General features: G+C 47.3%; 16 protein-coding genes. 10 read left to right on the forward strand and 6 right to left on the reverse strand.

Annotation, left to right across the window (positions count from 1 at the left end):
• The first annotated feature begins 14 nt into the window (after positions 1 to 14).
• The 4 genes from D3H65_RS33475 to D3H65_RS02415 all read left to right on the forward strand — a co-directional run bounded on the left by D3H65_RS33475 (position 15) and on the right by D3H65_RS02415 (position 2,518).
• Complete coding sequence (locus D3H65_RS33475) at positions 15 to 944, forward strand: DnaJ C-terminal domain-containing protein (RefSeq protein ID WP_119048725.1); 930 nt, start codon at positions 15 to 17, stop codon at positions 942 to 944.
• Positions 945 to 966: 22 nt separating this feature from the next.
• Positions 967 to 1,332 (forward strand): hypothetical protein, encoded by a 366-nt coding sequence (locus tag D3H65_RS02405; protein WP_119048726.1) that lies wholly within the window; start codon positions 967 to 969, stop codon positions 1,330 to 1,332.
• Positions 1,333 to 1,341: 9 nt separating this feature from the next.
• Positions 1,342 to 1,644, forward strand: coding sequence for a thioredoxin (gene trxA / locus D3H65_RS02410; protein ID WP_119054364.1), 303 nt, complete (start codon positions 1,342 to 1,344; stop codon positions 1,642 to 1,644).
• Positions 1,645 to 1,735: 91 nt separating this feature from the next.
• Positions 1,736 to 2,518: an RMD1 family protein gene (locus tag D3H65_RS02415; RefSeq protein ID WP_119048727.1), complete on the forward strand. Its 783-nt coding sequence runs from the start codon at positions 1,736 to 1,738 to the stop codon at positions 2,516 to 2,518.
• Between the two features lie 9 nt (positions 2,519 to 2,527).
• On the opposite strand, the gene D3H65_RS02420 is transcribed toward D3H65_RS02415, so the two are convergent.
• Entirely contained in the window at positions 2,528 to 3,097 is a 570-nt protein-coding gene (locus tag D3H65_RS02420) for an ORF6N domain-containing protein (protein WP_119048728.1), read from the reverse strand.
• A 259-nt stretch (positions 3,098 to 3,356) separates the two neighbouring features.
• Between D3H65_RS02420 and D3H65_RS02425 the strand changes: the two genes are divergently transcribed.
• Positions 3,357 to 5,297 (forward strand): transglutaminase-like domain-containing protein, encoded by a 1,941-nt coding sequence (locus D3H65_RS02425; RefSeq protein WP_119048729.1) that lies wholly within the window; start codon positions 3,357 to 3,359, stop codon positions 5,295 to 5,297.
• Positions 5,298 to 5,337: 40 nt separating this feature from the next.
• On the forward strand, positions 5,338 to 7,623 hold the full coding sequence (locus tag D3H65_RS02430) for a hypothetical protein (RefSeq protein WP_119048730.1): 2,286 nt from the start codon (positions 5,338 to 5,340) through the stop codon (positions 7,621 to 7,623).
• Positions 7,624 to 7,702: 79 nt separating this feature from the next.
• Here D3H65_RS02430 and D3H65_RS02435 read toward each other — a convergent pair whose 3' ends face one another.
• Positions 7,703 to 8,908: an SGNH/GDSL hydrolase family protein gene (locus tag D3H65_RS02435; RefSeq protein WP_119048731.1), complete on the reverse strand. Its 1,206-nt coding sequence runs from the start codon at positions 8,906 to 8,908 to the stop codon at positions 7,703 to 7,705.
• A gap of 279 nt (positions 8,909 to 9,187) precedes the next feature.
• On the reverse strand, positions 9,188 to 11,623 hold the full coding sequence (ppsA, locus tag D3H65_RS02440) for a phosphoenolpyruvate synthase (RefSeq protein WP_119048732.1): 2,436 nt from the start codon (positions 11,621 to 11,623) through the stop codon (positions 9,188 to 9,190).
• 314 nt (positions 11,624 to 11,937) lie between these two features.
• Between ppsA and D3H65_RS02450 the strand changes: the two genes are divergently transcribed.
• On the forward strand, positions 11,938 to 12,810 hold the full coding sequence (locus tag D3H65_RS02450) for an AraC family transcriptional regulator (RefSeq protein ID WP_119048734.1): 873 nt from the start codon (positions 11,938 to 11,940) through the stop codon (positions 12,808 to 12,810).
• A 78-nt stretch (positions 12,811 to 12,888) separates the two neighbouring features.
• Here the strand turns inward: D3H65_RS02450 and D3H65_RS02455 are convergent, their stop codons facing one another.
• Both D3H65_RS02455 and D3H65_RS02460 read right to left on the reverse strand, forming a co-directional pair.
• On the reverse strand, positions 12,889 to 13,386 hold the full coding sequence (locus D3H65_RS02455) for a hypothetical protein (protein ID WP_119048735.1): 498 nt from the start codon (positions 13,384 to 13,386) through the stop codon (positions 12,889 to 12,891).
• Positions 13,387 to 13,391: 5 nt separating this feature from the next.
• Positions 13,392 to 14,321 carry a hypothetical protein gene (locus tag D3H65_RS02460; RefSeq protein WP_119048736.1) on the reverse strand — a complete coding sequence of 310 codons (930 nt, stop codon included), beginning with the start codon at positions 14,319 to 14,321 and terminating at the stop codon, positions 13,392 to 13,394.
• A gap of 197 nt (positions 14,322 to 14,518) precedes the next feature.
• On the opposite strand from D3H65_RS02460, the gene D3H65_RS02465 reads away from it, so the two are divergent.
• The 3 genes from D3H65_RS02465 to D3H65_RS02475 all read left to right on the forward strand — a co-directional run bounded on the left by D3H65_RS02465 (position 14,519) and on the right by D3H65_RS02475 (position 19,181).
• Entirely contained in the window at positions 14,519 to 14,887 is a 369-nt protein-coding gene (locus D3H65_RS02465) for a hypothetical protein (protein ID WP_119048737.1), read from the forward strand.
• A gap of 289 nt (positions 14,888 to 15,176) precedes the next feature.
• A complete protein-coding gene (locus tag D3H65_RS33400) occupies positions 15,177 to 17,513 on the forward strand; it encodes a TonB-dependent receptor (RefSeq protein ID WP_162915368.1) in 2,337 nt (778 codons plus the stop codon).
• A 3-nt stretch (positions 17,514 to 17,516) separates the two neighbouring features.
• Complete coding sequence (locus tag D3H65_RS02475; protein WP_119048739.1) at positions 17,517 to 19,181, forward strand: PepSY domain-containing protein; 1,665 nt, start codon at positions 17,517 to 17,519, stop codon at positions 19,179 to 19,181.
• A 436-nt stretch (positions 19,182 to 19,617) separates the two neighbouring features.
• Here D3H65_RS02475 and D3H65_RS02480 read toward each other — a convergent pair whose 3' ends face one another.
• Entirely contained in the window at positions 19,618 to 20,223 is a 606-nt protein-coding gene (locus tag D3H65_RS02480; protein ID WP_119048740.1) for a porin family protein, read from the reverse strand.
• Positions 20,224 to 20,459: the final 236 nt, after the last annotated feature.

Consider the following 20,459-nt stretch of genomic DNA (forward strand, 5'->3'; position numbering starts at 1 on the left):
CCAGTTCATAAGCTGTGGCTAAAGATTATTATTCCATATTAGGCATTAACAAGAAAGCAACGGAAGAAGAGATCAAGAAGGCTTTTCGCAAGTTGGCGGTTAAACATCATCCTGATAAGAACCCCGGCAATAAAGAGGCGGAGGAAAAATTTAAAGAGATCAATGAAGCTTATGAAGTATTGAGTGATCCGGAGAAGCGGAAGAAGTATGATAAGTACGGCGCCAACTGGAACCAGTTCAATGGCGCACAGCAGGGCCAGCATCAATACCAGGGCGGATCACAGGGCAGCGGGCAATCGTATCGTTTTGACAGCGATTCCGACGAGTTCTATGGGCAGGCTGGCGACTTCTCCGACATCTTTGGAGAGTTCTTCAACCGGTCGGGTGCGGCTGGAGGAGGTGGATCAAGACGGGGCGGTAGCCGCAAACAAAAAGGGCAGGACTACCATTCCGAAATGACCATTGGCATGGAAGAAGCCTACCAGGGCACCGCCAGGGTCGTTACCCTCAATGAACAGAAAATACGCATTACCCTCAAACCAGGCGCTTACAGTGGTCTTACCATCAGGCTGGCCGGTAAAGGCGCGCCAGGCATCAATGGCGGACCTGCTGGTGACCTTTTCATTACCATACAGGTATTGCCACATACCCTGTACAAACGGGATGGTGATGATATCCGGCAAACTGTACCCGTAGACCTGTTTACAGCCGTATTGGGAGGTGAAAAGGAAGTGAATACCCTGGCAGGCGTATTGAAGATCAAAATACCGGCCGGTACGCAAAATGGCAAGCTGCTCCGCATCAGGGGTAAGGGGATGCCGGTGTACAATAAGCCCGATCAAACCGGTGATCTGTTGGTAGAAATACAAGTATTGATACCGGAAAAGCTGACAGCCGGACAGCAGGAACTTTTCAGGCAATTGCAATCGTTATTTCAAACATAGAACCTGATAAATTCTAATTATTATGCTTCCCGATGTAATTATTTATCCATCGTATACTGATACCTGGTCCACGGTGTTGGATGATATCAGGGACATATTGATCAGCCGGCAGCTTATTCATTATGCAGGTTCTTTGCGTGAACGTTGCATGCTGGAAGACATAGAATTGGAAAAAGCAGTACAAAAAGCCTTGGTGGTTTGTGTAACCGCAGGCATCAGTCCGGCAGAGCATTTCAAAAGCATTTTTATTTATGCAGGCGAAGCTTTGAAAAAAGACTGGCTGGTTTCCGACCTGGGTTTGCAACTCATTATCCTCAATGCCGATATTGCCAACCCGGTAGTGGCCAGGTTGCAGGTTGAACTGGCTTCAGGCAGGGTGTCACATTAAATGATCATTATGAAATCATTCGCAGAACTTATTCAGGGCGATACGCCGGTACTGGTCGACTTCTATGCAGATTGGTGTCAACCCTGCAAGGCCATGGAACCCATTGTGCGGGAAGTGGCCAGGGAATTGACCAATAAAGTAAAGACCATCAAGATCGATGTAGATAAGAATCAGCATGCAGCACAAACCTATGGCGTAACGGGTATCCCCACCCTGATACTTTTCAGGCACGGCAAGGTGCTGTGGCGACAGTCGGGCATGGTGCCCAAAAGCAGTTTGATGGCGGGAATTAGTCCCCACCTTATTGGCTAGTTGGGGGCTGTTTAACGGCACTTCAGGGGGGTGGCCATTTAGCGTGCGTTAATAATCCGTACTTTAGCTGTGGGATCATTACGGATTGATTATGAAAGCAACAACTATTGGATATCACTTGGGCGGACGATTGGACCTGAAACTAATTAAGAACAGTCTCACCTTTCATTGCGTTTACGCCGATCCTACAGAACTCATCTACGAAACCAGTCAGTATTCCTGGTTCCAGGTATTTGATTACGGAAGCGTGGTCTTCTTCGGCATTGAAAAGACTTTACAGACAGATATTATTGGCAATCTCCGGAAGATCCTCTCCCTGGCGGTCAATGAACTGGAGAGCGAAGAGATCGGGCTGGAGATGATCCCCGATTCTCCTACCAAGGTATTGTTTGATAAGATCATTGTCAACCATATTAACCTCGATGTGGCCAAGATCGTGATGCTCAATATTGCCCAGTCAGTAGCCCTGGATTATTATATTGACCAAACCAATATCCTGCTCGAGCAAACCACTTACTTCAGCAATGAGTTGGAAGAAAAAGGGAAGTTCTCTATCAAGGGCAAGGGCTTGTTAAAGTACATTGGGAAGGCCCTTAACCTGAAGAATAAGATAGCACGCAACCTGTACATTTTTGACAGTCCTGATATTACCTGGGACGATCAATACCTCAACGACCTGCATACGCAACTGAATATCGAGCTGGACATCAGGATCAGGTACCGCAGCCTGCAGGAAAGCCTGAGCATTATCCAGGAAAACCTCGAGATCTACAAAGATATTAACCAGCACTCCCACAGTTCTACCCTCGAATGGATCATCATTATCCTTATTGCAGTGGAGATCGTGAATATCATTTTCGATAAGATATTTTAAGGTTCCAGGTTAGAGCTGGGACTTAAAACCTATTCTATCCCTCTCTCCCCATTTCTTTTGCGCCGCCTTTTCATCCAGCAGGTTTTCCATTGCGTCGTAGATATGGCTGAGTTGTGTATCATGCTCGCCTAATCGCTCCCGGATCAGTTTTATCTGCTCCCTAATGTCGTTTTGCACCAGCAAGGTTTTCCTGATTTCTACAAATACGCGCATAATAGCTATGTTCATGGAGATAGATTTATCGGAGTTAAGGACGGAACTTAACATGGCTACACCCTGTTCAGTGAACACATGGGGAAGATATTTTAAGTGTTTACCATGGGCAGTGTTCAAGGTCACAATTTGTGACTTTGAAGGCGCTGTGTTTTCAATACCATCAATCTGGTATCGTAGATTGTCCCATTCCTGGTGGGTAAGCTGAAACATAAAATCGGTCGGAAACCTTTTTAAGTTTCGTTTTACTGCCTGATTGAGTACCCTGGTTTCTACTTCATAGAGTTCTGCCAAATCCTTATCAATCATTACGCGCTCACCCCGAATCTCATAAATTCTGTTTTGGATAGTTTGGATCAATGCCATAAACACTGTTTTTAATTATAATCGCTTGATAATTAATTACGTATGTGCCCCTAATCTTAAGATCACAATTTGTGATCTTAAGATTAGGGGATTTAAGCCATCTTTTTCGATCTTTCCTCAAGGAACATATTATTTTACATTTCCATATACGGCAAGTATAGGTTTTCCGATTTCTGTAGCCAAGTCACTGCAAACGTAGATAGGGGTTAGTATGTATAATTAATTTAGATTTGCAACCGCAACCCCCTAAACGACCTGTATGAGAATTAACTTCCTACTTGTATTATTACTCAGTGTAATTTGCCTTCCCGCTTTAGCGCAACCCCAAAGTTCTGATGATGAGGGGCTTGGACAGATTGCCGCCCTTCGTAAGATCCAAAAGAAAGCCCAATATGGTGCTCACTTGATTCAGAAGGAGGTGAATTTCAGTACCGGTAAAGGGATCAACGGTCTGCCGGTAGTCACCGTATCGGAAAAGGGCATTGTAGAAATGGTAGCCATAGAGCCTAAAACCAATATTGGTTACCTGCTGCCTTACAACCAGTTTGTAAAACTGGCTGATTATGATTTTGAGGTATACTTTAGAAACGGATTCAGGAGCGCGAAGTATCCTCCCGCAAAGATTTCACTCACCGATGAGTCTATCTTCTTTGATGACAGCTATGGCATGGTATATGGGTTCCTGGCCCAGGCCAGCGGTACCCGGTGCCGGTTCAAATACAATTACGAATACTCAGATGCCAAATACCTGACAAGGGTATTCTTTCACCAGGGGTTTCCGGTAAAACAAAACAGCATTAGCTTTAAAGTGCCTGACTGGCTGGAACTGGAGATCATTGAAAAGAACTTTGCCGGTTATAAGATCAGGAAGGAAGTAAAGAAGGAGAAGAACCTGAATGTTTATACTTACACAGCCGAAAGCCTGCCTGGTATTAAGCAGGAGCCCGCTTCGCTGGGAAAGCCCTATTACCTTCCACACCTGGTGATCACTGTACGCAGCTATACCGTCAATCAAAAAAAGGTCAATGGGTTTAAGTCGCTGGATGATATGTACAGCTGGTACAATTTCCTGTATAAAAAAGCCGATAACCAAACCGATGTGCTGAAAGCACAGGTAACGCAATTGTTGCAGGGTAAAACGACAGATGAGGACAAAGTAAAAGCCCTCTACTATTGGGTGCAGGACAATATACGGTACATTGCTTTTGAAGAAGGGTATGCTGGCTTTGTGCCGCAAACCGTGCAGGAGGTTTTTAAGAATAAGTACGGCGATTGTAAAGGCATGGCCAACCTGCTGACGGAAATGCTCAAACTGGGTGGTCTTGACGCCCATTTTGCCTGGATCGGTACCCGTGAAATACCATATGATCGTAACGAAATACAATCGCTTTGCGTAGACAACCATGCTATCAGCGTATTGTACCTCAAAGGCAAAACCTATTTCCTGGATGGCACGGAAAAATATGGCGCTTTTGGCACAAACGCTTACCGTATACAAGGCAAAAACGTGCTGGTGCAGCATGGTGATACCTATAAAGTAGAAAATGTACCACCCCCTTCACCGGAAGATAACAAGATGGCTACACAGGCATCACTTACCCTCAAAGGCAATAAGATCACCGGGCATGTGAAACTAACCTTTGACGGGGAGTCGAAAAACTTCTTTCACTATATCTACAACAATATTCCCGCCAATAAGCGCAAGGAATTCATTACCCGCATGGTAGAGTTGAATGGCGGTAATTCAGAAGCGACCAATGTCAAAACATCCGATTTTAAGGACCGCGATATTCCCCTGGTGGTAGAAGGCGATGTAGAGATCAGCAACCAGGTGACCCAGGTAGATAAGACCTGCTATATTGGTATTGACTTCTTTCCCGGAACCTTTACCAACTTCACCCCCGATGAAGACAGGCAAAACCCGATTGATCTCGACAATGTGTTTGTTACCAATGATGAGGTAACACTTGAGTTGCCTGCCAAAGCTAAAATGCTGGCAGCTCCTCCTAATTTTCAATCGGCTTTCAACAGCAACAGTATGGAAGCTTCTTATACCGCCACCGGCAATAAGATCGTACTGAAGAAGAAGCTGCGTATGACATCGCCGGTGATCAATACTGCCGACTTTGTAGCCTGGAAAACCTTCCTCAACAAGATCAAAGAATTTAACCGCAACAACGTAACCATAGGTTTGCCTTAATCAGACCTGTGTTAATCAGCAACGCTCCAAACTAATGTGCATGAAACGAATTATTACCTGCTGTGTACTGGCCATGATAGCCTATGGCGCTGCATATAGCCAGCAACGCATTTCTAAAAAGCAAGTGGAACAGTTCCAGAAGAACCTGGAAAAAACACCCCTGTTATCCGAGGAAGATGCCGATTTCAAAGGCAGCAACAACGCTACCAGGTGGGCCGGCGAAAGTGCCGTGATCCTCTGCCAGAAAACCAGTTTTAATTTCGATAAGAAAGGGATAAGTGCGGGCAAGCGCATCGGCCGTAATATTTACGGCTTGCTATTGGCGCCCCTCACCTTCGGGTCTTCCATCTATTGGGCCAATGCTTCGAATGAAACGAAGATATTAATAGAGGAAACTGAGCGCCGTAAGATCCTGCTTAATGATAAGTTTGCTATTGATCAATATTCCGTGCTCTATTTCCGGCTGTCTACAGAAGGAGATGCATTTGCAGCCCGGGTGGTCAAGAAGAACGGAACCATCGAGCCCGTGGATATTGCAGAAGCCATCAGCGTGGAAGATATCAAGCAGGTGCCGGGTGTTTTCAGAAGTTATACCGATGAGCGTTTTTCTTCTTCTTACCGTCCGGCTTATTTCAAGATAGCGGTTCCGGGACTGGAAGAAGGAGATGCCATTGAATATGAATTCAAGAACTTCAATAACCAGCAATATGCTTTTAATCCCGATTACCGGGAGTTTGATCCCGTTTATTATCTCTGCAACCGGGAATTGCCGGTGGCCAAACAAGTGATTGAAGTGGTGACGGAAGATGATAAATACTTTATTGGCTATAAAAGTCTGAAAGGGGCGCCTGAATTTGTACAAAGCACCAATAAAGACAATAAAGTATTTCGCTGGGAGGACAATAACCGCGAGAAAATGACGGATACCCGGTATGTAAATGAGTTTATGGAATTGCCTTCCATCAAGTTCCAGGTAGTGTATGCCCGCAATAAGAGTAAGAACCTGGTATGGTTCAAGGATGAAGCAGAGATGAAGAAGGGCATGACAACCGAGGAGTTGGGCGAGAAAGCAAAGACCTTCTGGCTGAACCCCGAGAAGCTGCGGAGCACCGGTAATTATGCGGTAGGATCAAGCGATCCTGCCTATACGGCCAATGAGATATTTAAGAAACTGAAGAAGAAGGGCATTAAGGATGCCAGCCCGGATGAGTATGTGCAGAAAGCTTATTACATGATCAGGGCCCAGACGATGGTGGGCAACTGGAGCGATTTTGCCTTTGCCAAAGTATTCTCAAGGTTGTTGGAGTTAAATAAAATAGAGCATGAGATCGTGGTGAGTGCATCCAATAACCGGAGCAGCCTCAATACGGTGGCTTTCACCCAGGAAATAGCCTGGCTTATCAAGTACAAAGGTAAGTACTACAGCAATCCCGGAGAACATGGCAATCCACAGGAATTGCAGGCCTGGCTGGTAGGGAATAATGCCGTTCGTTTTCCATACAATAATGTACAAACAAAAGCGGTGAGCGAAATGCTGCCACTGACTGATACATTGGACAATGCCGTGCTGACCCTGGTGACTGCCCAGCTGGATGAAGCTAAAGTGAATATGTCGGTAGATAAGACCGTTGAGGCCAAAGGACTGGTAAAGGACGATGTGATTGATGAAGCATTGGCCCTTACGCCCTATATGGAAAATGATTTCAGGAATGTTGATGGATTGGGTATGTGGGAAGGGTTGAACGCCAGCCAGGAAGAGAAAGCCACCGAGACCTTTAATAAACAAAAGAAGGAATGGAAAGAGCAGAAGCCCATTATGATGAAAGAGCTGGCAGAGAACGAATATGGATACCATGTAGAGAAATACGACAACTTCCGCCTGCTGCAGGATGGCAGGAGCAATAAGAAACGCAACCTCAAGTATGGAGAAGCATTTTTATTGGCCGATATGACCGCAGCTGCCGGTAACGACCTAGTGGTGGCAGTGCCCGGTTTAATGGGCTTGCAGCCTAAGATCAGGAAGGAAGAGCGTACCCGCCTCATGCCCATCGACGTGCGCTACCCACGCGCACTCAACTGGAAGATCATGTTTACGATCCCGGCTGGCTATGAAGTGCAGGGATTGGATAAGCTGCAAAAGAAGGTGGAGAATGCCTGTGGCAGTTTTACCAGCACAGCTTTTGTAGAAGGCAATGTCTTGCATGTATACGCTAAAAAGATCTATGCCGGCCGTCGATTTGATATCGCTCAATGGGCCCAGATACTGGAAATACTGGATGCCGCCTATGAAGTATCGCAGGCAAAGGTCATCCTGAAGAAAAAATAAAGCAAACGAATTACAACAGGAAGGCGGGTCACCGTGCGCAAAGCTATGGCTATGCTGCGGGCTGGCTCACCTTCTTTTTTTAGTCATTCACCAGGAAGTAAACGATCCGGCAGGCATTGCCGGCGCTTTGGCTGTTTTTCTCAGCCGCTATTTTTAATTGCAGTGTATGTTTCCCTTTCTTAAGATCATTGCCCAATAGCAGGTACCAGGGCAGGTGCAAAGACTTGCTCCATTGCGTAAAGAGATCAACTTCTTTGAAGGGACCATTATCAACGGAATAAGACAGTATGCCCGCGTCTTTTCCCGATACAATGGCGATGCCAATAGCCGTGCCTTTAAAGGGCAAGGTGAGCGTGGCGCCGGGTGTAGTGGCCACCAGCATAGGCTTGTGCACAAAACCAGGGCGGGTATGCAGCCCTTCAGTGGGTGTCCAGTTGGGGATTAATTCCCACCCTTCAGCAAGTCGGGCATTTTCAATGCTATAATACCGTCCATTTTCCAATGCCTGTTTGTTGAGTGCTTTGGGCAACGGGTAGGGGAGTATGTTGAGTGAATGAACCTTTTCCAGCTCCATAGCGCACCTTTGCAGCAATTCACGGATGCTAGCAAAATACAATTGTTGCCCAAAAGGAGAGGGATGCAAATCCTTAAAGTCTTTCTCCCAACTAAACTCGCCATGGCGCATCCGGTCATGTACTTCTTTGGCGAGATTGATAAAGGGAAGGTTGTAGTGTTTCGCGATCAATGCATGATTGGCGACCTCGGTGGGTACCTGGTTGTTATCGTAATCTTTTGTTTTATCGGAATCAGCAAAGGCCATCAGTACAATATCCATGGCAGGATTGGTTTTGCGGGCATGGCGTACGATCCCTTCCAGGGTGTGTACCTGCGTAAGACTGTCGGTGCCATTGACATGATCGTTCACCGCCGCTTCCAGGAACAGCAGGTCTATTTGCCCGGAGTCCAGTACGTCCCTTTGTAAACGGAATACATGCGGCAGGCTGCCCAGTGAAGGGATACCGGCATTGATAAAACGGAAATCAATGGCCGGATAACTTTGCCGCAGGAAGGAATCTACTTTATTCCGCCATCCCTGCATGTTGGTAATGGAACCTCCCAGGAAGGCTACGGTGATCTGCCGGCCCTTGCCGAACGCAGCATAGAAATTCCTTAATCCGCTTCCGCTTTGGATATACGGATCATAGGGCAGCGGCTTTATGTCCTGGGCCATGGTGGTGAGCAGGAGGCAGCAACTAACAGACAGCAGGGCAAAATGGCGGTACATGCAATTGTTTTAGAACTTGCAAGCTATCCTTTCACCCGCGTTTGGCAAACAAATACAGCAGCTAATTGATATACTATTTTAACATCCATAAATAGTGAGCCCGTCACCCCCTGCAAGTTCTGCCATGCAGGGCAAAACAAGCAGAGGTGACAGGCTGCTTAGGGGATAAAAGAAACCATCCTGCACATAAAAGCTTTGGCAAGGTGGGCCGCCCTGCCGTACCGCAATTGCAGCGCAGTCCCGCAGTATTGCGGGACGACTCACCTTAATCCATACCGCTTAGGCAATCAATACTTTTAGTTGCTTTTCAATGCTATGAATGGCTTTGACTGTTTTGTAATAAGAGTCCGGTGTTACGGAAATAGAATCGATACCCATCTCTACCAGGAACTGTGCAAAGTCGGGAAAGTCCGAAGGCCCTTGTCCGCAAATCCCTACCGGGATGCCGGCTTCCCGCGCCGCCCTGATCAACATGGTGATCATTGATTTGACCGCCTCATTGCGCTCGTCATAGATATGGGCTACCAGCGAGGAATCCCTGTCCAGGCCCAGCACCAGTTGTGTAAGGTCATTGGAGCCAATGGAGAAGCCATCGATGTGGCGGGCAAATTGCCGGGCCATGATGATATTCGAAGGCAATTCTGCCATCAATACCACTTGTAAGCCATCAGTTCCCCGCTCCAGCCCTCCTTCTTTCATGGCATCGTATACCTGTAACAGCTCTGTTACCGTACGGCAAAAAGGGATCATCACCACGATATTCTTCAGTCCCATTTTTTCCCTGGCCATTTTGATGGCCTTGCATTCCAGCAGGAAAGCTTCCTTGTATTGAGGTGAGTAATACCGGGAGGCGCCACGCCAGCCGATCATGGGGTTTTCTTCTGCCGGTTCAAAATGGTTGCCGCCCAGCAGGTTGAAATACTCATTGCTTTTGAAGTCCGAAAAACGTACCAGCACCTTATGCGGATAAAATGCAGCGGCTATCTTAGCCACTCCCTGCGATAGTTTCTGTACAAAGAAATCTTCCTCATCTGCGTATCCTTTGGTAATATCGTTGATGGCGGCCGTGAGGTGGTTATCCTTCAATGCACGGTGGCGCAGGAGCGCCAGCGGATGCACTCTGATGTAGTTGTTGATGATAAATTCCTCGCGGGCCAGGCCAATGCCCTTGCAGGGCAGGCTGGCAAAGCGGAAGGCCATATCGGGCGATGCTACATTGAGCAATACCGGTGTATCCACTTCCGGGAAAGAACTGAGGTCATAAGAGGCTGTTTCAAAGGGAATAATGCCGCTATAGATCAATCCTGTCTCTCCTTCAGCACAGGAGGCGGTGATGGTTTGCCCTTCCTGCAGCAATTGCGTGGCATTGCCACAGCCTACAATGGCAGGTACGCCCATTTCACGGGCCACAATGGCTGCATGGCAGGTCCTGCCTCCTTTATTGGTGATGATGGCCGACGCTTTTTTCATGATGGGCTCCCAATCGGGGTCCGTCATATCTGTTACCAATACATCTCCTGCTTCAAACTGCAGGCTATGCATGTCTTTTGTATCTGTGGCATCCAATAGGCGCACCCGGCCGCTGGCAATCTTATCGCTTACTGCAATGCCTTTGGCGATTATCTTACCGGCCCTGCCGGCATCCTTCATCGTGTACTCCGTAAAAGCGCCTGCCTGCCGGCGGGAGTGAATGGTCTCTGGCCGGGCCTGTACAATGTACAGTTGACGGGACATGCCGTCCACGGCCCACTCTACATCCATGGGGCACCAGCGCTGGTGCAGACCGGAATAGTATTTTTCAATTTCCATTACCCATTTGCTCAGTTGGAGTATCACCGTATCTTCCAGGCAGAAATGGTTTTTCTCATAAGGGCTGGTGCCTACAATCGCCACACGCTCGCCGGGTTCATCACCATACACCATCTTTTTATCTTTGGCACCCAGTTTCTTTTCAATGATGGCCTGGTATCCTTTCTGTAAGGCAGGTTTGAATACGATGAACTCATCGGGCGAAATAGTGCCTTGCACTACCAGTTCGCCCAGGCCATAAGCGCCATTGATCACGATGGCATCTTTAAAACCACTTTCTGTGTCCAGTGAGAATGCTACGCCGGAGGCGCCCAGATCAGCCCGCACCATTTTTTGTACACATACCGACAGGCCGATCTTGAAATGATCGTATCCAAAGCGCTGGCGATAACTAATGGCCCTGTCGGTGAACAGGGAGGCAAAACAGCGTTTCACCGATTCCAGCAGTTGATCCAGCCCTCTTACATTGAGGTAGGTATCCTGTTGTCCGGCAAAGGAAGCATCTGGCAGGTCTTCAGCAGTAGCAGAGGAGCGCACGGCTACATCCGTACACAGTTGTTTGTGCTGATCCGACAGGTGATCGTAGGCATCACTGATCTGGTCGATCATTTCCGGGGGCAAGGGACTGCGGGAGATCAATTGTCTTACCGCTGCGCCACTTTGTTGCAGCGACGCCATATCATCGGGCTGCACTGCTTCAATAAGTTGTCGTATCCGTTCTTCCAGTTTGTTGAAGCGGATAAACCGGGTATATCCTGCTACCGTGATGATAAATCCCTGGGGGATCTTTACGCCCAGTGGGGTAAGGTGTTGCAGCATTTCTCCGAGAGACGCGTTTTTCCCGCCTACCAGGTCTATATCCCTGATACCTGCCTGGCTAAGTTCCATAATGATCCGGCTTGACATGTGTTTTTGTTTTTCAGATTATAGTAAGAGCAAAGGATTTCCCGCTCATTTTTGAATGAGTTACATAAAGACACCAAGGACCGACTGGATTATTGTAAGTACAATGAAAGCTAATGCAGGCAATGGTTCCATGCAGCAGCAGGAATGCCTGAATTGTATATTGCAATCAATCGTAGCACCTGATTGCGTAACAAAAGTAGGTGCAAATATTAAAACCGCTTACCATTCTCTTACCCAGTTTTTGTACTATCTTAACATCAGAAATAGTGTATGCAGTATATTTTATACCATGAAAGTATTAAAATCGATTTAGCATGAAGGCCCACTTAATGAAGATCCACCTGGATGCTGAACATTCCTTCAGCGTGCGGCATGATATAGCACCTCATTTTTATGACCATTGGCATTATCATCCCGAGCTGGAGCTGGTACATATAATCAAGGGGTATGGGCGGCAGTTTATTGGTGATCACATCCACCACTTCAAGGCCAATGACATGATATTGCTGGGCGCTGATCTGCCACACTGGTTTCGCAGCGATGAAAAGTTCCTGCGCAAGAATTCCACCTTACAGGTAGAGGCCATCATTGTTCATTTTACGCCGGAATGCCTGGGGGCCGATTTCTTCCGGTTGCCGGAGAATAAAGACCTGCTCAAACTGTTTGATAAAGCTCAACAGGGCGTTCGTATTAAGAACCAGACTCGGGCCCTGGTGGCGGAATATATGCAGCAGTTGGTAACGGCCCGCAAAAGCGAACGCATCATCCTGCTTATGCAGGTGCTGCATACGATCGCAGGATCAAGGCAAACAAAGACGGTATGTAGTAAGGGGCTCGATTTTCATTACAATGACAGGGAGGCGGATCGTATGAATAATATCTACCAGTATATCATGAAGAACTTCTCCCGCGAGATCAGCCTGGAGCAGATCGCTAAAGTGGCCCATATCAGTCCCAATTCTTTCTGCCGGTATTTTAAGTCCCGTATCAAGAAGACCTTTTCACAGTTCCTGATGGAAGTGCGCATTGGTCATGCCTGCAAGCTGCTGGCTGAGACGCAAAAGAGTATTGCGGAAGTATGTTATGAAAGCGGCTTCAATAATTTCTCCAATTTCAACCGCCATTTCAAATCCATTACCACCAAAACACCCATGGCGCACAGGAAACATTATCAGAATACGGAATAGAGAAGACAGTATATAGAATACAGCAGTTGAAAGACCTGGAGTTAAAGGGGCTGAGTCGGGGTAGTAAGCCGGGCTGCCTTAAAAGATAAGGTAAAAGGCCAGTGTGCTCAAGGCGATGCCAAAGCAAAAGTATACCTGCTTTCGCTTGCCCGGGATGCCGGTTTTTATTATACCCAGCGTCATCAGCAGGGAGTGAATGATCAGGTAGGCCATCACGCCATAGCCCCAATAGTTACCGTTAATGGTGCCGATATCACTTATGTAACACCGGCCCTCCTTTTCGCACCAGGACAAACGGGCTGGCCTTCTGCATAGCAATGTCTTTTGTATTTGAAAGGTGTCACCTATGAGTACAGCATTGTATAAATATTCCGGTACCTTGTATTTGTTGCCCGCCTTGGTTAAAAAGAAATAGGTCAGCCAACTATCTACTTCTGTTCTTGTTCTTGATGTAGTGCCATTGTCCAGCACTTCCATTTGCTGATGTTTTGGTAAGAGGAAGTTGTCGCTGGTGATCATAATGCCAATTGCCAGCGATAGCCAGATTAATATGCGGTGGGTGGGTGGGGCTGCCATAATTATTACTGTAGCTCATTCATCATATCGAGAAACTTCTCCGGCGGAAAGAACTGTATCGTTTTTTCATCCAGTGTATAAGGTAAGGGGTAAAATGCATTGTCGTAATACCAATATAGCTTATCGCTGATGGAGCCCGGTCCTTCCTGGTGCATGCCGTTAATGACCGGTATCAGGCCCGTAATCACCCGCACAGCTTCGCTGCTTTCAATAGGGTAGATCAATACAGCATGCCGGTGCGGAATGCCCACCAATGACCCGTAAGTGCCCACTAAACGGCTGTCATGGGGTAAATCAAAAACAATATTGGGCGTGAAGAAATGCTCGCCGGTTACAAACCAGATATCAAAATCACCCAGGCGCTCCCGGGAAATATCAAATTGGTAATTGGACTTTACATTGATGATGCCTATTCCAAAAAGCTCATCCTCTGATTTTTTCCATAGAATGCTTTGTTCGGGTTTTACATTCGATACACTGTGGGGAAAATCAAATACCAGCATGGCAATAATATCTTCTGTTATGCGCCTGGTGATGATAATGTCGTCGCTAATATGCGACAAATAATCCTGCGCATATAACCTTACCCCAAGGTGGCTTTTTACATACTCATAATCATGCGCCTGGCTGTTGAAGTCCTGATTGAAGCGGTCAATATGACCAAAGGAATCAAAATGCCGGGTGATCAATTCTTTCCACTCCTTGATGGGTGATTGATTACACTGCTGGGCAATATTAACCAACCCGTGATTCGTTTTTTCCTGCTCTTCGTTTTCAACTATTACTACACCTTCGTTGTAAGCAAATTCAGCCTTCTTTTTCCTGAAATAGGTTTCTATATGGCTGATGAAAGTATTGTATTCGTCCTGTTTAAAGAAAGAGGCCCATTCGGGTACCGGGTATATGGGTCTTTTACGCTTGAAGAATGAAAACACGTGCTGGGTGGTTGGGTTTTAAGGGTTTTTCTTAATGTCGTCCCAATATAGAGCGCGACGGTAATACCTGCAAGTGCGGTGATGGCCTGTCGAGACCTTTTATTTATTGTGCATTGGTCTGGAATTTATTTTTCCATTGCTCGCCGGGTGTGGATTTATTTAGCTTTCTGGCCTTACTTTTGTGAAAATTTTCGTGCTTGAAGCAAGCGGGCGCTATATTATTGCTGGTGATCGTAATGGCACAAACCTTCAGCAAATGCTGTGTGGTACTGAGTTTTGCCATCAACCAGCGTGCTATAGCAGCTACTTTATGTGAGAACCGCGCAAAGCCCAATTCCGATTGTCATGGTAAATGTTACCTGCGCAAGCGGATGGCTGCACAGGAAAAACAGGAAGGCGCTCCGCTCAATGGCGGCAAAGAAAAATTTGAAGTGCTGTTGTTCAACGAAGTATCAAAAGAGATGACCGTTGAACCCCTTACAGTGATAGCCACCCCATTCTCCATGTATGCTGCGGCTCCCATCCAACGGGACAATGCCGCCATCTTCCACCCTCCACGCGCTTAATTAATTGATTACAATCAATGTTCGGATGCTATTGGTGTACGCATTGCTTACCGGTGAGCAGTGTAATAAACCTCTGGTGATCTGTTTTCCCGGCCTCCGTGTAAGGCGTTGTATGACATGCGCAGCAAGTGTAATGCTACGCTGGTAATACGTGCCTGTTCCGGAACCGGCCTGTCGATTCATGCTTTGAATTGCTCACTTCATGCACTATGTGATTGAAGTGGCCCATTGTTCCATGCACTTTTGCGGCGGCAAAGGTTGCTCCAACTTCAGCCAAAACCGGATGATTATGAAATCAGTGATCAAATACCTTATCACGCTTTGTTGCGTATTGTTCATACAATCCCTGTACGCCCAATCGGGCCCCTGTAAGGGAAAAGTAATTGATGGTATTACCAAAGAGCCTATAGCCCATGCTTCCATCCAGATCAACAACGCGAAGCAGGGAACTTATACGAATAACAAAGGAGAGTTTGAATGGCCATTCAATGGCACACAGCAGGAACTGCTTGTATCTTTTATAGGTTACCAACCACTTACTGTGTTGGTCAATCAACAGCAATCCTCCCTGGTGATCGAGTTGCAGTCCAGCAACAACACCATGCAGGAAGTAGTGATCTCTGCCAACCGCGATGTGGCGCGCCGTTCACAGGCACCCGTGGCGATCAATACCCTCACCGCGAAGACAATACAGGATACCCGGCCCATTACGGCCGACCAGGTACTGAATAAAGTAAGTGGCGTATACATGGTCAACCTGGGCAATGAGCAGCATTCCATGAGTATTCGCCAGCCAATGACCACCAAGAGCCTGTTCCTCTACCTCGAAGACGGTATTCCCATTCGTACTACAGGTTTGTTCAACCACAATGCTTTGCTGGAAATGAATATGGCGGCTGTACGTAACATCGAAGTGATCAAAGGGCCTTCCTCTTCTCTCTATGGTAGTGAGGCCATTGGTGGGGTAGTGAACTTCATCACCCTGGCACCTACTGCCCTTCCTTCGCTGAAACTGTCCGTACAAGGCAATGATATCGGCTATAAAAGGGCCGACGTGCAGACCGGCTTCACCAGCGGCAAATGGGGCGTAAGTGTAAATGGCTATTATGCCGATAAACGCAATAGCTATATTGAGTACAGCGACTTTCATAAAGAGATCGTAAGCGCCCGCATTGATTATCGCTTCAGCGAAAAGACAATGCTTACCAACAGCATCACCTGGATGGATTACTACAGTGATATGCCGGGGGGAATTGACAGTACCAGGTTTGCCAATAGATCATTCAGCAATCCGCAGACCTTTACTTACCGCAAGGTGAGGTCCCTGCGCTACCGCTCCACCCTCAACCATGTATGGAATGACAGGAGCAAGAGCAGTGTATCCCTGCTGTACCGCGACAATAGCATTGGCCAAAATCCTGCTTATGCTGTAAAAGATGATTACCGCCGGCAGGGTAATGGCTGGGTAGGTAAAAAAGACCTGGCCCATGGGGAGATCAACGATGCTTCCTTCAACAGTTATGTGTTGATTGCGCAACACAAACAACAGTTTGGCTGGAAAGATGCCGCGATCATTGGTGGCATCAGTGCCGACATAAGCCCGTCTACTTACCGGGCCGATTATATCCGCATCAAAAAGGATTCCGTTTCCGGCAAGTACCTGGGTTATGAATCCAAAGACAGTGTACTTACACATTACCGCAGTAATATCAACAACTATGCAGCCTTCCTCAATATGGAGCTGTCACCTGTGGAGAAGTTGCGCATCGTAGCTTCTTTGCGCTATGATCTTTTCCAATACAAATTTGATAATTACCTGAAGCCATCTGCCTTCAGCGGATCGCCCGATACTACCAATCACTTCAGTGCCGTGAGCCCCAAGATTGGCTTTACTTACAACTTCAGTCGCTCAATAGGTGTTTATGCCAACTATAGCCAGGGTTTTGTACCGCCACAGGTTACAGAAATGTACAAGGGGGTAAAAGTACCCAACCTCGATCCTTCGGTTTTCTATAATTATGAGGCTGGTGGCTGGATCAGCCTGCTGAAAGGAAAGTTAAGTGCCGACCTGAGTATTTATTATCTCGATGGCACCAATGAAGTAGTATCCGTAAAACTGGATGATGGTTCTACGGAGAACCGCAATGCCGGTAAGACCTTGCACAAGGGTATTGAAATGGGTATTAATGCCAACCCTGTAAAAGATATCAGTTTCCGTTTTAGCGGCGCGTATAGTCGCCATGAATTTACCAGCTTCAATGAGAAAGGCGTTAAGTACGATGGCAATGAAATGAATGGCGCACCCAACTGGATCTACAATACCGAGGTATGGTACCGTCCTTCTTATGTAAAAGGTTTACGGGTAGGCGTGGAGTGGCAACACCTGGGCAGTTACTGGCTCGATCCCGTCAATACCGTGAAATACCCCGGCTTCAATGTGGTACACCTGCGGGCAGGTTATCTATGGAAGGGGTATGAGGTGTGGGTGAATGCCATCAACCTGGGCGATAGCTATTATGCCTACACCGCCAGTAAAAGCAGTTTCGGGTATAGTTATAATCCGGCTGAGCCACGCAATATCAATGTAGGCTTGTCCTGCGATTTTGGTCAATTCTTTAAAAAATAAGTCATGTCCCTTCGTCAATATATCCGCCGGCATATGTACCGGTGGCACCGCATAGCCAGCCTCATCATTGCCATTCCGGTATTGTTGTGGGCTTTCAGTGGCTTTATGCATCCGCTGATGACCAATATCCGGCCGCAGGTAGCTACCCAACGGTTATCCACGCCTGTTATTGATACTTCGAAGATCAGGGTGTCATTGGCCAATGCCCTGGCAAAGAACAGGATGGATAGTTTTAGCCAGTTCAGATTGGTAGTCATGAGTGGCAACTGGTTTTACCAGGTGGCCCTGCCGGGCAATAAGGTATTGAAATATTTCAGTGCTGAAAACGGCAAGCTGTTGCCGCAGGGCGATGAACTCTATGCGCGGTACCTGGCCAAACAATTCCTGGAGGGAGACGAACAGGTACCGGCAGCTGCGGGCGCAGCAGCGCATAAGATGCTGGCCTCGCTAAAACCGGAGCCCTTGCCCGATGGCAGTACCACCGATGCTGCCGAAGCATTGAATGGTGACCATGATTGCTGCACCAATACCATGGCTGCTATCATGAATACTACCAAAGGCGCCAAAGTAAGTAAGGTGCAATTCATAGAGCAGTTTGATGGCGAATACAAATATGTGAGCCGTTACCTGCCTGCTTACAAAGTAAGTTTTGATCGTGCGGATGGGGTGCGCATTTATGTGGAGACCGCCCAGGACCGTTTTGCTTTTGCTGTAGACAACAAACGGGCAGCTTTTGATACTTTCTTCTCTTTGTTCCATACGTTGAGCTGGCTGGATGTATTGGGCAAGGGGAAACATGTGGTGGAAATATTGATCATGCTGCTGGCCATGTTTACCACTGTGATGGGCCTGTACATGTTCTTTACTACGAAGACGAAAAATGTCAAAGGCAACACGACAATCCGCGCCCGCCGAATACACCGGTACACCTCCCTTACAGCTTCCTTGTTTACCCTCCTGTTTACCTTCAGCGGGGCCTTTCATGCTTTTGAAAAACTAACTACGGAGACAAGGGATCAATATGTCGACCATCATTTTGCCGCTGCACAAGCTATTCCCGACTGGCAAAAACTCTATGCAGCGGCAGGACCGGATAAGCTGATCACCAACGTATCGCTGGTAACTATGCAGGATGGTCTCTATTGGCAGGTATTCAATAAGAACAGTAAACCCGAAATGAGGAAGGCTGCTGCCGCCGGAGGTAAGGACCTCATGAAAAGCATGAGTGTGCCACCGCCCACCACCCTGTATGTGGGGCTAAAGGATTATGCAGTGCTGCCAGCTGGTGAAGAGCAATATGCGCGCTGGCTGGCAACCTCTTTCAGTGAGAGACCGGCTGATAAGATCATTAGTACCAGGGTCATCACAAAGTTTGAGGATGAATATGGTTTTGTGAACAAGCGGCTGCCGGTGTGGAAGATAGGTTATGCGGAGAACAGCCAGGAACGTTATTATGTAGAAACCAGCACGGGCAAACTGGCCACGGTGGTCAACGACAAGGACCTGGTGGAAGGATACAGTTTTGCCCTGTTCCACAAGCACCATTTTATGGATTGGGGTGGTAAGATGCTGAGGGATATCAGTACCATGTTCTGGGCCCTGATGCAGGTGATGATGGTGCTGGTGGGCCTGTGGTTCTGGATGAAAACAAGAAAAAATAGCCGTTAACTGATTAAAAATCAGCTCATAATACTGTGTTTCAAGATTTCCGAATTGCACTGAATAAATTCGCCCAGTATGCGATTGTGCCCGTTTTCCCTTGATAATCTGCCTATTATGCAACCTTCGGTTGCACCCGATTTTACTCCGACTTGCACTGCATAGGCTAAGTCAGTGCAAGTTGTAGGCTTACGCAGTGCAATTACCATATGGGAGATCGGCCATAAAACTACTATTGGCAGCCAACAGGAGCAAGCTGTTAGATGCACCTTCGTTTATAAAAGTCATTAGAGGCGATTGGCGGGCCTTTTTGTTTGAATGGGTTTGGTGTTATGGATTTGAACAACGGGGCGTAAAGAGGCTGTAATGCGGCTATAGCAGCGTGAGACAACAGGTAGATGTTGATCTGACTCAGACGATCTTTGTGTATGGGGTTACATGAAATTTATAACATGTAAAACAGTCCGGCCTGGAAAACCCGGTTGGCGCCATCTTTCATGCTGCCGGTAGGGTTGCCGTTTGCATCGGTAGTGATGCCTTTGATCAATCCGCGGAAACCATAATTGTAACGTACTTCTACCCCCAGGTCGGGCATGAGGTGAAAGGCGGCGCCCAGGTCGAGGCCCCAGTCGAAATGCTGGTAGAGGTTGGTAATATCAGATTTGTTGCCGCCAAATTTTGAAGTGGCTTTGACGAGATACCCAAATTCGGGACCGATCAGGAACTGGAGTTTGGATCCAATGGGGAAGCCGGCGAGTACCGGCAGGTTTATATAGTTGAGCCGGCTGGTGACGTTCCCGCTGCCACCTGTTACCGGGTAGCGATAGCCTTTTACGGAGTATTGCAGTTCGGGTCTGATAAAGAACTTGTCACTGACCTGTATCCGGGCCAGCAGTCCTGTATTGAACCCGATGCTGGCTGTATTGGGATCGGCATCCCGGTATTTGACATTATTAATGTTGATGCCGCCTTTCAGACCAACTTTCACCTGGGCATAAGTGGTGAGGCAGCCAGCTACTAACACCAGGATCAGAACGCAATACTTTTTCATGGAAGAATGGGGGATTTATCCTGGCCCTAAATATAGTCCTCTTTTTTGTTAAGCACAATAACAGGTGATGAGTAATGCCCTATGCCGCTACTGTGCTTACTGTTGGGGACGCCCGGGCAAACCTTCGGCAAGAGCAGGGCGGTTACGTACAAATGCGGTATTTTTAAATACGGCAGGAAATCACGGAAAAGTGGTAGATGGTTAACCCCTGAAATCAGGTTTCTTTGTAAGGAACA

Origin of the sequence: Paraflavitalea soli (genome assembly GCF_003555545.1) — a bacterium.
Classification (GTDB): domain Bacteria; phylum Bacteroidota; class Bacteroidia; order Chitinophagales; family Chitinophagaceae; genus Paraflavitalea; species Paraflavitalea soli.